The organism is Bacillus sp. ISL-77, from assembly GCF_018613105.1.
In genome coordinates this window covers 131,966-145,075 of sequence record NZ_JAGGQY010000043.1, presented here as the reverse complement: position 1 = coordinate 145,075, position 13,110 = coordinate 131,966, and the positions used below count along the sequence as shown (strand labels likewise).

Annotated in this window: 11 protein-coding genes; 10 read left to right on the top strand and 1 reads right to left on the bottom strand. The window is 41.4% G+C overall.

The genetic code is table 11. From position 1 onward, the window contains the following. Window positions 1–198 (top strand): DUF951 domain-containing protein, encoded by a 198-nt coding sequence (locus J7E77_RS18300; RefSeq protein ID WP_026568062.1) that lies wholly within the window; start codon window positions 1–3, stop codon window positions 196–198. An 82-nt stretch (window positions 199–280) separates the two neighbouring features. After that, entirely contained in the window at window positions 281–2,287 is a 2,007-nt protein-coding gene (locus J7E77_RS18295; RefSeq protein WP_214716241.1) for a molybdopterin-dependent oxidoreductase, read from the top strand. 51 nt (window positions 2,288–2,338) lie between these two features. Here J7E77_RS18295 and J7E77_RS18290 read toward each other — a convergent pair whose 3' ends face one another. Continuing rightward, window positions 2,339–4,624 (bottom strand): SH3 domain-containing protein, encoded by a 2,286-nt coding sequence (locus J7E77_RS18290; RefSeq protein ID WP_214716239.1) that lies wholly within the window; start codon window positions 4,622–4,624, stop codon window positions 2,339–2,341. Between the two features lie 326 nt (window positions 4,625–4,950). Between J7E77_RS18290 and ychF the strand changes: the two genes are divergently transcribed. The 8 genes from ychF to dnaB all read left to right on the top strand — a co-directional run bounded on the left by ychF (window position 4,951) and on the right by dnaB (window position 12,625). Next, a complete protein-coding gene (gene ychF, locus J7E77_RS18285) occupies window positions 4,951–6,051 on the top strand; it encodes a redox-regulated ATPase YchF (protein WP_214716237.1) in 1,101 nt (366 codons plus the stop codon). Between the two features lie 360 nt (window positions 6,052–6,411). Continuing rightward, window positions 6,412–6,699: a 30S ribosomal protein S6 gene (gene rpsF, locus J7E77_RS18280; protein WP_088084870.1), complete on the top strand. Its 288-nt coding sequence runs from the start codon at window positions 6,412–6,414 to the stop codon at window positions 6,697–6,699. A 59-nt stretch (window positions 6,700–6,758) separates the two neighbouring features. Beyond that, window positions 6,759–7,277, top strand: coding sequence for a single-stranded DNA-binding protein (ssb, locus tag J7E77_RS18275; protein ID WP_088084869.1), 519 nt, complete (start codon window positions 6,759–6,761; stop codon window positions 7,275–7,277). 49 nt (window positions 7,278–7,326) lie between these two features. Then, window positions 7,327–7,566 carry a 30S ribosomal protein S18 gene (rpsR, locus tag J7E77_RS18270; RefSeq protein ID WP_214716236.1) on the top strand — a complete coding sequence of 80 codons (240 nt, stop codon included), beginning with the start codon at window positions 7,327–7,329 and terminating at the stop codon, window positions 7,564–7,566. Between the two features lie 123 nt (window positions 7,567–7,689). Further along, window positions 7,690–8,634, top strand: a complete 945-nt coding sequence (locus J7E77_RS18265) for a YybS family protein (RefSeq protein WP_214716235.1) — start codon at window positions 7,690–7,692, stop codon at window positions 8,632–8,634. A 25-nt stretch (window positions 8,635–8,659) separates the two neighbouring features. Beyond that, window positions 8,660–10,633, top strand: coding sequence for a DHH family phosphoesterase (locus J7E77_RS18260; protein ID WP_214716234.1), 1,974 nt, complete (start codon window positions 8,660–8,662; stop codon window positions 10,631–10,633). Then, complete coding sequence (rplI, locus tag J7E77_RS18255; RefSeq protein WP_214716233.1) at window positions 10,630–11,079, top strand: 50S ribosomal protein L9; 450 nt, start codon at window positions 10,630–10,632, stop codon at window positions 11,077–11,079. Before J7E77_RS18260 ends, rplI begins: the two co-directional genes overlap by 4 nt. 190 nt (window positions 11,080–11,269) lie before the next feature. After that, the gene (gene dnaB / locus J7E77_RS18250; RefSeq protein WP_214716232.1) at window positions 11,270–12,625 is read left to right on the top strand and encodes a replicative DNA helicase; all 1,356 of its coding nucleotides are present in this window, start codon (window positions 11,270–11,272) and stop codon (window positions 12,623–12,625) included. Window positions 12,626–13,110 lie beyond the last annotated feature (485 nt).

Below are 13,110 nucleotides of genomic sequence, written 5' to 3'. Positions count from 1 at the left end.
ATGGAAGAAAAAGAATTTGCCTTAAATGATGTTGTCGAGATGAAGAAACAGCATCCCTGTGGAACAAATCGTTGGAAGGTGATCCGCATGGGGATGGACGTTCGGATCAAATGTGAGGGCTGTGGTCACAGTGTCCTCATACCAAGGAGAGAATTTTCAAGGAAAATGAAGAAAATTTTGGTGAAGCATGAGGAGTAACTCTTGCTTCTTTTTTTTGCCAAACTATATTATTCTTATTAGAAAAGTAGAAATAGAATTTTGCACATAGGGGGTGGGGAAATTGGTACAAATACGTCAGGCAGCATGTCCGTTAAATTGCTGGGATAGCTGCGGTTTTAATGTGACAGTCGAAAATGACCGGGTTACTAAAGTAGAAGGAGATCCCTCCCATCCAATCACACAAGGGAAAATTTGCGGACGGGGACGGATGCTCGAAACAAGGACAAACTCCTCGCAACGGTTGTTGCATCCATTAAAAAAGATAAACGGTCAATTTGAGCAAATTTCCTGGGAACAGGCACTCAATGAGATCGCTGATAAATTAATACAAATAAAAGAACAGTACGGTTCTACTGCTGTTTTACACAGCCATGACTATGCGAATAATGGCTTATTGAAAAACCTCGACCAGCGTTTCTTTAATTGCTATGGCGGTGTGACCGAGCTTTACGGCTCGCTCTGCTGGGGAGCAGGAATTGAAGCACAAAAGTGGGACTTTGGTGATGCTTACAGCCACGAACCAGATGATCTTTACAACAGCAAAAATATTATTGTCTGGGGACGAAATGTTGCCCGCACAAATATGCACTTTTACGAAAAGCTTTTAGAAGCGAAAAAGCGTGGCGCGAAACTAGTGGTCATTGACCCTATCTTTAATGCAACGGCGAAAATTGCCGATGACTATATATCAATTAAACCTGGGATGGACGGACTATTAGCGGCGGGAATTATCAAGGAAATGCTCCGCTTAGGAGTGGAAGACCGCAGCTTTATTGAGCAATTTACCGCTGGCTTTGATGAGGTTGAACAGCTCCTTAACAGCATCTCGATCGAAAAAATTAGTGAAATGACGGAAGTCCCTTGTGAAGTGATCACTAAATTAGCTCATGTTTATGCGGACAAACCAACTTCTACCTTTATGGGGCTTGGCTTACAACGCTATAAAAATGGGGGCAATACGATTCGCTTCATTGATGCCCTTGTTGCATGCAGCGGGAATATTGGCATTGCGGGCGGCGGCGCCAATTATGCCAACCTTCAAGTTGGGCAGAGCTTCGTGTTTGAGGAGTTGACCCTGCCAACTCGCAAACAAAAGCAGCGCCAATTTTCAATTATGAAACAGGCAGAAGAAGTGTTAAAGGCAATAGACCCAGAAATTCAGATGATTGTTGTGACGTGTGGGAACCCCTTGACCCAGGTGCCTGACACCCAAGTGGTTGAAAAAGCCTTCTCTTCCGTAGCGACGCTGGTGGTGATTGAGCAATTTATGACGGACACCGCGCAACTCGCGGATTATGTGTTGCCGACCACAACTGCCTTTGAGGAAGAGGATATTTATTATTCTTCGATGTATCACCATTATGTGAATTATGGTCCTAAGCTTGTAGAAGCACCGGGTGAAGCAAAACCAGATTTATGGATCTGGACTGAATTAGCGAAAAGACTTGGCTTTGGTGAGGATTTTGATTTTACAAGACAGCAATTCCTAAGAATGGCCTTTCAAGCATTGGAAGAAAAGGGTGCATCTCTAGAAACTTTAATGGAGAAGCATACATTAGAATTGCCGGTACTCGCCATCCCATGGCAGGACCGAAAGTTTAAAACACCATCCGGTAAGTTTGAATTCACTGCACAGTTAGGTCAACGTAACGGCAGCGCTGGACGGTTAACCTTAGCCGTACCCGCAGAGTCTAAATGGGAAAATCGGAAGCTTGCTGAAAAATATCCATACAGTCTGTTGACCATTCATCCGATGCGCTCCAATCACTCGCAGAACTACCACCTTTACCCAGTGATACCAAAAGTGAAGGTGGAGGTTGCCAAAAATATTGCTGAGGTTCTCGGGTTGCAAAAGGATGATTTTGTAAGGGTCTGGAATGACCGCGGCGAAGTAAAGGGTTATATTTCGATAGCAGCGGCTGTCCATCCGAATACCATTAATATCGATGAAGGAATTTGGAAGCAGTTTGGCGGGTCCGTTAATCACCTGACCTCGAGCGGTGCATCTGATAATGGCCTCGGGAGCACCTTATATGATTGTCTCGTGAATATTGAAAAGGTCCATTAATTTATAACAGAAAAGGTGGCTGCTCAGCGGCCCCCTTTCTCATAACTAGACTTATTTATATTTCGGGATCTCTAGTACTAGTTTATAAGAATCTATTAAATTATATAAATTGTATATTTGGTGGACTTGCTTGGCAGCCCAGCCGATATCTGACGCATATTGATGTGTTGCACGACCGCTTGTTACTGTTGAACCTGGATTCCATTTCATTTTATAGAGGGTATCCTGCCCTGCGTTAATATATCCGTTGGCAATAAATTGTGCACCGCCGAGAATAGCCTTCTCAGGAGTAAACCAACCAGCATTATAAGCAAATTGGGCCCCACTGGTGACCGCAGTTTGATCATAAGCACCAATTCCGAACATATTATAAACAGTTTTTCCATTAATTTGGACGCCTTGAGCCAGTTGTGATTTACCTTTATTTGTTTCTAATAAAGCATGGGATATTAAGTAAAGTTCATTTATTCCATATGTATTTCCAGCCTTGATAAAGGTGGATGCTAATCCTTGCAAACTACCTTTTCCAGACAGAATTCTTTCATTAACCTCTTTAGCACTTATATTGGCTGTCACTGACAGTTTAAGAAATTGCAGGGAATCGACCGTATTCTTTTGGAAATTATTTGGATCCACATAATAGGTAATATCTTCCGTACTCGCATTTACCCAGGTTTTATTAAATTTTACTTGGTACCAGTTATACCCATCTGTCCCCTTTAGTTTACCAAGAATTTGTAGAGTATCCTGCTTCTTCACTTGGCCGACTACCCAATAGGCAGGACCAGCTCCACCTCTTACATCCCAACTCGATCCATTGACTGTCCCGCTTGTTTCACTAGTTAATGTTAAGCCATCAGCTCTGATGTACGTATCATATGACTTGTCTGTTTGTGGATTAACTGCCATCTGCTTTTGTACCAAATCAGATAAGGGAATGTCATAGCTTTCAATAACCTTATCAATGGTTCCATCAGTGGTATTGGGATTAAAGGGCGGAGTTGTTGACAAGTATTGCGTGCTGACATATCCCGTTTTTCCATTGGCCGCTACTTTAGCCCAACCATTTCCTTCGGAAAGAATCGTGACAAGGGTTCCTCTTGATAACTTTGTAACGATAGAGGCGCTCCCAGCAGCGCTAGAACGCATATTTAAGCTGGAACCATATATAACATCCACATATTTTGTCTTCGTAGTTTCTTTACTCGGTTCCGAATTATTGTTCGCAGTATCCGATCCAACAGGGGGAGTAGTTTCAGATAAATAGTGAGCTTGGACATAGCCCGTTTGCCCATATGCTTCTATTTTAGCCCAGCCCTTTGCTTCAGAATGAACGATGACTTTCACCCCACGAGCTAATTTAATCAAAATGGATGTATTCAATGAGGCACTTTTGCGCATATTTAGAGTGGAGCCTAGGTTGACATTTACATATTTGTTTATGGTCGTTTGTTTATCCGGTATTTCGTTCACAGGAGTAGAACTTACTTTCGTAGTAGAAAGATATCTAGAACTTACATACCCCTCTTTCCCATTGAATTTTACTTTAGCCCAGCCCTTTGACTCGGAATAGACCTCTACTTCAGTTCCATTTTTTAATTTTTCAAGAACTGTTGAACTGGTTGATGGACCTTTCCTTAGGTTCAAGGTAGAGCTAGCACCAACATTTACAACCTTTTTTGTGGTTTTCACAGGGGGAGAAGCTGATGTACCCGTACTAGGATTTTTGCTTGGACTCGTACCAGATAGAAAAGCAGAACTTACATAGCCCGTTTTTCCATAAACCTTAATTTTCGCCCAGCCACCCGCTTCAGAATAAACCATTACCGCCGTCCCTTTTGCAAGTTTTACAATAATCGATGCACTTGTTGAAGTACCATTACGCATATTTAACGTGCCACTTTTTACATTTACGTATTTAGTTTTGGCGGTTGTCGTCGATGATGAGGGGATATTGGTCGGACTTTTGGATGATAGAAAGCCCGAGCTGACATAGCCAGTTTTACCGTTCACGTTTACCTTGGCCCAGCCCTTTGTTTCAGAATAGACGGTTACAGCCTTCCCTTTTGATAGAGTAGCAATGATAGCTGAACTAGTTGAAGTACTTTTCCGCAAATTTAATGTCCCGCTGGTGACATTTACATACTTGGTAGTCTGAACACTATTACCACTGATTTGTGTAGAACTTGTTTTTTCGGCAAAAATTGTTTCCTCAAAAGCAACGGTAGACAGCACTGCAAAACAAAAACTCGGTAGTAAGGCTTTTTTTACAATACTTCCTGAAATCCAGGGTCCATCTGACTTTTTAGGTACTTGTTGTGTGTTTGTCTTTTTCATTACTCCTCCTCCAAATATCTATTAGTCTATTTTTCTAGTTAAACTATCAAGTAATGTTTGTATTAAATTTTACCATATTTACTAAATAATATAGGGAAATTTGTAGAAAGAGGGGGGATCAGTTTGAAATTTCGGTCTCTTTTTATCTATATTTGGCATTTGTTGACATAAAAACAAATCTTTGTACCTGATTTCTGTTATTGTCGTTACCATTAATCATTCTTGTCTTTTTACATTGAAATGCCTATAATTGTGAAAGACTTGTCTTTTTATTATCAGAACTAATTTTATTTAAAATAGATCTTATTTTTTGAGGAGTGAAATAAATGGCATTAACAGCTGGTATCGTAGGTTTGCCGAACGTTGGTAAGTCTACTTTATTTAACGCAATTACCCAGGCAGGGGCAGAATCGGCCAATTACCCCTTCTGTACGATTGACCCGAACGTCGGAATCGTTGAAGTACCTGACGCCCGTCTGCAAAAATTAACTGAACTTGTTCAACCAAAAAAGACGGTTCCCACCGCTTTTGAATTTACCGATATTGCCGGGATTGTTAAAGGCGCAAGTAAAGGTGAAGGACTCGGAAATAAGTTCCTCTCACATATTCGCCAAGTGGATGCGATTTGCCAAGTAGTCCGCTGTTTTGCAGACGATAACATTACCCATGTATCTGGTAAAGTCGATCCTATCGATGATATTGAAGTCATTAACTTGGAGTTAATTCTTGCTGACATGGAATCGGTTGAAAAGCGGATTAACCGTGTTGAAAAATTGGCTAAGCAAAAAGATAAGGAAGCAGCGGCTGAATTTGAAGTCCTCTCCATGCTCCGAGATGCGTTTGAAGCAGAGAAACCAGCTCGTACCGTTGATTTTACGGATGAACAAATGAAACTTGTTAAAGGTCTGCATCTGTTAACAATCAAGCCTGTTCTTTATGTAGCCAACGTGAGTGAAGATGATATTGCCGATCCTTCTGACAATGAATATGTTCAAAAGGTACGCGAATTTGCTGCTGCAGATAATGCAGAAGTGATCGTGATTTGTGCGAAGATTGAAGAGGAAATTGCTGAACTAGAAGGTGAAGAAAAGCAAATGTTCCTATCGGAGTTAGGCATTGAAGAATCCGGCCTTGACCAATTAATCCGTGCGGCCTATCACTTGCTTGGCTTAGCGACCTATTTCACAGCAGGTGTTCAAGAAGTTCGGGCCTGGACCTTCAGAAAAGGAATGAAGGCACCGCAATGTGCGGGAGTTATTCACTCTGATTTTGAACGCGGCTTTATTCGCGCCGAAACCGTTTCTTATGAAGATTTATTAGCAGCTGGCAGTCATACCGCAGCAAAAGAAGCGGGCAAGGTCCGTTTAGAAGGTAAAGAATATGAAGTAAAAGACGGCGACGTCATCCACTTCCGTTTCAACGTATAATATTTCAAGCTCTGCAGGATTTGCAGAGCTTTTTTTAATTGGAAAGGCTATGTTAAAGCTCATTGTTGATTTTGGCACTATGTTGATTGGAGTGGAAGGCGCGAGACTCCTGCGGGAGTACGGTGCAGGGGAGACCCCGCAGTCGCTTAAGCGACGAGGAGGCTCCCCGAACCGCCCGCGGAAAGCGAAGCGCCTGGAGCGGAAATCAACAGGCAAGTTTAACAGCGCTAGTTGGAAAAAATCTCAATCCTGTGAATGAGATTGCTTTTGTTAAATAACTATGCTATAATTTCAACTTGTGAGTAATGAATAATTGCTCCTTGCCCAAATGGGCCGTTAGACCAAAAGGAGGTGACTGTGATGAATAAGTACGAAATCATGTACATCATCCGCCCAAATATTGAAGATGAAGCTAAAAAGGCTCTTGTAGAGCGTTTTAATACAATTCTTCTTGATAACGGAGCGGAAACTGCTGAAACAAAGGATTGGGGTAAGCGTCGTTTAGCATATGAAATCAACGATTTCCGCGACGGATACTACGAAATCACTAAAACAACATCTTCAGCTGCTGCAGTACAAGAATTTTCTCGTCTTGCAAAAATCAGCGAAGATATCATTCGCCATCTAGTAATTAGAGAAGAAGCTTAATAATAGATTTGAAAATGTTTCATGTGAAACATTTTCTGAAAAAAAAGGAGTTGATTCTGATGATAAATCGTGTTGTTCTTGTTGGCCGTTTAACCAAAGACCCTGAACTGAAATATACACCAAATGGCATTGCAGTTGCTACATTTACTCTTGCAGTAAATCGTCAATTTTCAAATCCCCAAGGGGAACGTGAAGCAGACTTTCTTAACTGTGTAGTTTGGCGTAAGGCTGCTGAAAATGTTGCCAACTTCTTGAAAAAGGGCAGCTTAGCAGGTGTTGATGGTCGAATTCAAGTTCGTACTTACGAGCAGGATGGAAAACGTCAGTATTTTACTGAGATTGTGGCAGATAATGTTCAATTTCTTGAGCCTAGGGGTTCTTCAGGCGGAAATGGTAGAAACGACAACAATCAATTCGGTGCTCCACCAAGGGAACCTCAAGGGAATCCTTATGGCGGCGGCAATCAGAATCAACAACGTCAAAACCAAAACACGAATAATGGTTTCCAAAGAATGGACGAGGATCCGTTTGCAGGTAATGGTCAAATTGATATTTCCGATGACGACCTTCCATTCTAAACAACCTTAAATGAACGATAAACTAAAAATGATAAAGGAGGGAATTTTCATGGCAGGAGGACGTAAAGGCGGTCGCGCAAAACGCCGTAAAGTATGTTATTTCACAGCAAACGGTATCTCTCGCATCGATTATAAAGATGTGGATTTACTTAAGAAATTTATCTCTGAGCGTGGAAAGATTTTACCACGTCGTGTAACTGGTACTAGCGCTAAATACCAACGTAAATTAACAGTTGCAATCAAACGTTCACGTCAAATGGCATTACTTCCATTTGTTTCAGGTGAATAAAAATAGATAAGTAAAAAGGCAGTTAGGGTTATCCCTGCTGCCTTTTTGTTATACTCTAGAGTTGAATAGAACACCTTATATCGCTAAAATAAAGAATAGCTTTGTAAAATTAGGGGTGAAGTAGTGAAAGATGTACGCAAGCTTACAGAGGGTGCTGTTCTTTTGGCGGCCTTTGCTGCGCTATTATTAATAACGATTTATGTTCCTGTCGTTGGATCAATCCTAAACCTGGTACTGCCGCTGCCATTTATCATGTTTTCTGTTAAAAATAATCTGAAACTGATTGCCGCCTTTTTAGTAGCCGCCATATTTATTGCATTTATTGCAGGCTCTTTAATGGGAGTTGGCTTAATGCTGATTTATGGTTCGGTTGGTGCTGTTATTGGCTATTTGCTCCAAAAAGGCAAGAGCCGGACGTTCATATTAATAGCTAGTTCCCTTACATTTATGGCTGGCCTTGTGATTTCATATGTTGTCATGGTTGCTTTTATGAAAATCGATATTATCCATGAACTTACTGTAGCGTTAAATGAATCAGTTAAAAGCTCTGAGGTAATGCTTAAAGCAATGGGAAGAGAAGACCAAGTTGAACTCTTAAAAGAGCAAAATGCCTTAATGCTTAAGCAAATCGTAACGCTTGCACCAAGTGCTCTGATTTTCGCTTCCATCCTTTCCTCTTTTATTACTCAATGGATTTGCTTTCCAATTGCGAAGAGGTTTGGGGTGAACGTACAGCCATGGGGCAGTTTTCGCAACCTTGTCCTGCCTAAAAGCCTTTTATGGTATTATTTAATTGCCTTAGGGATGATGCTGCTCTTTCATCCGCAAGAGGGAACTTACTTATATTCTATTTTAATTAACGCCAGGTACATATTAGAGACATTTATCATGCTTCAGGGTCTGGCTCTTTTATTTTTTATTTTCCACCAAAAGTCGGTTGCAAAGGGACTTGCTGTGTTAGTTGTAATTCTTACTTTCATGATTCCAATAGTCCGTTATATAATAATGTTATTAGGCATTACTGATTTAGGCTTTGATTTTCGAAAGCGATTTGAAATGAAAGAGTAAGATTCACGACTAGGAGCTGAAAATATTGCCTGCATTTTTAGAAAAGCGGTCGATTCGTTACCCTTTTTATGGGTTAATAGGCGTTACAGTGGTATTGATCATTGCCTTGTCCTTCTATAATTGGACCATTAGTGCAGCCGGGCTGTTTATCATGCTCTTCCCGCTCTACTATATGTTTGTTGTTGACCGCCGCCAAAGAAAAGAAATGGAAGAGTACATCGCGACCCTTTCTTACCGGGTTAAAAGAGTGGGCGAAGAAGCATTGATGGAAATGCCAATCGGGATTATGCTTATTAATGATGAGTATTATATCGAATGGACAAATCCATTTCTAGCCTCTTGTTTCGATGAGGATACCTTGGTCGGAAGATCACTTTATGATGTCGCAGATACGCTGATCCCGTTAATTAAACAGGAAGTAGAGACAGAAATCATTACGCTCCATGAACGAAAATTCCGTGTGATTCATAAACGGGAAGAACGGCTTTTATACTTTTTCGATGTGACGGAACAAAAGGAAATCGAAAAAATGTATCAAAATGACCGAACTGTCATTTCGATTATCTTTTTAGACAATTATGATGATCTTACCCAAGGGATGGATGACCAGATGCGTGGCAGCATCAATAATTTGGTGACGTCAATCCTGAATAAATGGGCGCAGGATAATGGGATCTTTTTAAAAAGAATTTCATCTGAACGATTTATGGCTGTGTTTAGTGAAGGAATTCTTCAGAAGTTGGAAAAAGGTAAATTTACGATTCTTGATGAAGTAAGAGAGATGACTTCCAAACAAAACGTCTCATTTACCTTAAGTATTGGCGTCGGAACAGGCGTTTCTTCCCTGCCAGAATTGGGGGTTTTAGCCCAATCAAGCTTGGACTTAGCCTTAGGCAGAGGCGGCGATCAAGTGGCCATTAAATTGGCAAGTGGCAAGGTGAAGTTCTATGGCGGTAAAACGAATCCAATCGAAAAGAGAACCAGAGTTAGGGCACGGGTCATTTCGCATGCCTTAAGGGATTTAATTATGGCAAGTGATAAAGTGATCATTATGGGCCATAAACATCCGGATATGGATTCGATTGGCGCTAGCATTGGCATTTATAAAGTAGCCCAAATGAATCAGAAAGATGCTTATATCGTTGTTAACATGCAGGAAATCGACAATGGTGTCAAACGGCTCATGTCGGAAATCCGCAATCAAGAGCAATTATTTTCACATTTTATTGGTCCGGAAGAGGCGCTTGAAATCGCATCTGATAAAACCCTGCTCGTCGTCGTCGATACCCATAAACCTTCCATGGTCATGGAAGAACGGCTTCTTAATAAAATTGATCATGTCGTTGTGATTGACCATCATCGCCGCGGTGAGGATTTTATTGCTAATCCTTTACTTGTTTACATGGAACCTTATGCTTCATCGACATCAGAGCTGGTGACTGAGTTTCTTGAATATCAGCCAAAACGGGGTAAAATCGAAATGATTGAAGCCACCGCTCTCTTGGCGGGTATCATCGTCGATACAAAAAGTTTTACGCTACGAACAGGCTCAAGAACGTTTGATGCGGCCTCCTATCTAAGAGCACATGGAGCAGATACGATCCTCGTTCAAAAGTTTTTAAAAGAAGATGTTGATACATATATCAAACGGTCCAAGTTAATTGAGTCTGTTACCTTTTACCGTGATGGGATTGCCATTGCAAAAGGAACTGCAAATGACTTTAATGATCAAGTGATTATTGCCCAAGCAGCGGATACATTGTTAACAATGGACGGAGTGCTTGCTTCCTTTGTTATCTCCGAGCGCAGCGAAGGGGTCATTGGCATCAGTGCAAGGTCACTCGGAAACATCAATGTCCAAGTGATTATGGAAGCCTTAAAAGGCGGAGGGCACCTGACTAACGCCGCCACACAGCTGAGTGGTTTATCGATCGCAGAAACGGAAAGTAAATTAAAGCTAGCAATTGATGAATATTTTGAAGGAGTGAAAAAAGAATGAAAGTAATTTTCTTAAAAGACGTGAAAGGTAAAGGGAAAAAGGGCGAAGTCAAGAATGTAGCTGATGGTTATGCCCATAACTTTTTAATTAAACAAGGTTTAGCAAAGGAAGCCAATAACGCGAATATTAGTACGCTGGATGCACTTAAGAAGAAGGAAGAAAAAGCAGCTGCCGAAGAATTAGCGGAAGCACAAAAATTAAAAGAGGTATTGGATCAAATTACGGTGGAATTAACTGCTAAAGCTGGTGAAGGCGGCCGCTTATTTGGTTCGATTACAACAAAGCAGATTGCTGAAGAATTACAAAAGAAACATGGTATTAAAATTGATAAACGCAAAATGGAATTAGCGGATGCGATTCGTACGCTTGGCCACACAAAGGTTCCAGTAAAGCTTCATCATGAAGTAGTCTCAACGTTAACCGTTTCTGTTACCGAAGTAAAATAAAAATTTTCCCAGTGCGAAATCGCTGCGGAACATGATAGAATATAAAATGTAATCAACACCATGTGATCGGTCTTAACTGGTCACTTTTTTCTTTTTTGGATTTGATATGATAGTTTAGAACTTTGATAATTGCTGAGCTTTTGCTATTTTAATATAAATCATCCTCTTCATGATAGGAGGTTTTTGATAGATGAATGACTTATATGCGGACCGGATGCCGCCGCAAAATATAGAGGCCGAACAGGCTGTGTTAGGGGCGATTTTTTTAGAACCTGCCTCTTTGATTTTAGCTTCAGAAATATTAATTCCTGAGGATTTTTATCGTGCTTCCCACCAAAAAATATTTAATGTCATGCTTAGTCTAAATGATCAAGGGAAAGCAGTTGACTTAGTTACGGTAACTGAGGAGCTTGCAGCTGCCAAACTGATTGAGGATACAGGCGGGGTTAGTTATTTAGGGGAATTGGCCGCCTCTGTTCCGACAGCAGCAAATATTGAGTATTATGCAAGAATAGTAGAAGAAAAGTCATTACTTAGAAGATTAATTCGTACCGCAACAAGCATTGCTTCGGATGGATATTCCCGCGAAGATGAAGTGGAAGCTCTCTTAAGTGAAGCGGAGAAAAGTATTATGGAAGTGGCGCAGCGAAAGAATGCCGGTGCTTTCCATAATATCAAGGATGTACTTGTGCGTACGTATGACAATATTGAGGAAATGCATAACCGTGTTGGGGACATTACGGGTATTTCAACAGGATTTGCGGAACTGGACCGAATGACAGCAGGATTCCAGCGTAATGACTTAATTATTGTTGGAGCTCGTCCTTCCGTGGGTAAAACAGCGTTTGCCTTGAATATTGCAGCCAATGTGGCGACGAAAACGAATGAAAATGTCGCGATTTTTAGTCTGGAGATGGGTGCCGAACAGCTGGTTATGCGTATGCTTTGTTCTGAGGGGAATATCGATGCGCAAAGGCTTCGTACAGGTTCCCTGACGGATGAAGACTGGGGTAAGCTGACGATGGCGATGGGCAGCTTGTCGAGTTCAGGGATTTTTATCGATGATACTCCAGGGGTTCGAATCAGTGATATCCGTTCCAAATGCCGCCGTCTCCAGCAGGAGCATGGTTTAGGCATGATTTTAATTGATTATTTGCAGCTGATCTTAGGAAGCGGACGATCTGGTGAAAACCGTCAGCAGGAAGTTTCTGAGATTTCACGTTCCCTAAAGCAATTAGCACGTGAATTAAAGGTTCCTGTTATTGCTCTTTCTCAGCTCTCCCGTGGTGTCGAGCAGCGACAAGATAAACGCCCGATGATGTCCGATATCCGTGAATCCGGAAGTATTGAGCAGGATGCCGATATCGTGGCGTTCTTGTATCGTGATGACTACTATGATAAGGAATCAGAGAATAAGAATATTATCGAGATCATTATTGCCAAGCAGCGTAACGGCCCGACCGGAACAGTGTCGTTAGCCTTTGTTAAGGAATATAATAAGTTCGTCAACCTCGAGACACGGTATAATGATCCGCCGGGTGCATAGATTAAGGCTAGCCAAGTTTTTTTGGCTAGCCTTTTTTGTGTGTAGATTAATAGCGACTATTGGTCGTGGAGGCTTAGATAATGGATCAGCGGTGATTAGTGGAAGCGACTAATGCCCGTGGATGCAGAAAAAGAGGTGGAACCGGAACCCTGAGAGTGGTATGGTGCCCATTGGAGTAAAAAAAGAGGTGGAACGGTAACCATAGGAGTGGTATGGTGCCCATTGGAGTAAAAAAAGAGGAGGAACGGTAACCATAGGAGTAGTATGGTGCCCATTGGATTAAAAAAAGAGGAGGAACGGTAACCATAGGAGCGTTATGGTGCCCGTTGGAGTAGAACAAGAGGAGGAACGGTAACCAAAGGAAGTGCGTGATGCCTTTTGAGGTTGAAAAAGTGACTCAACGTTAATCAAAGGAGCTTATGATACTCTCCCGCCCCTTTGAGTTAAATTCATTTACATAGTGCACATGATTTAATAAAAGGTAT

Excerpts from the sequence above, each read along its gene's own strand:
- J7E77_RS18290 (WP_214716239.1), bottom strand. The coding sequence starts at position 4,624 with ATGAAAAAGACAAACACACAACAAGTACCTAAAAAGTCAGATGGACCC.
- J7E77_RS18300 (WP_026568062.1), top strand. The coding sequence starts at position 1 with ATGGAAGAAAAAGAATTTGCCTTAAATGATGTTGTCGAGATGAAGAAA.
- rpsR (WP_214716236.1), top strand. The coding sequence starts at position 7,327 with ATGGCAGGAGGACGTAAAGGCGGTCGCGCAAAACGCCGTAAAGTATGT.
- rplI (WP_214716233.1), top strand. The coding sequence starts at position 10,630 with ATGAAAGTAATTTTCTTAAAAGACGTGAAAGGTAAAGGGAAAAAGGGC.
- ychF (WP_214716237.1), top strand. The coding sequence starts at position 4,951 with ATGGCATTAACAGCTGGTATCGTAGGTTTGCCGAACGTTGGTAAGTCT.
- rpsF (WP_088084870.1), top strand. The coding sequence starts at position 6,412 with ATGAATAAGTACGAAATCATGTACATCATCCGCCCAAATATTGAAGAT.
- ssb (WP_088084869.1), top strand. The coding sequence starts at position 6,759 with ATGATAAATCGTGTTGTTCTTGTTGGCCGTTTAACCAAAGACCCTGAA.
- dnaB (WP_214716232.1), top strand. The coding sequence starts at position 11,270 with ATGAATGACTTATATGCGGACCGGATGCCGCCGCAAAATATAGAGGCC.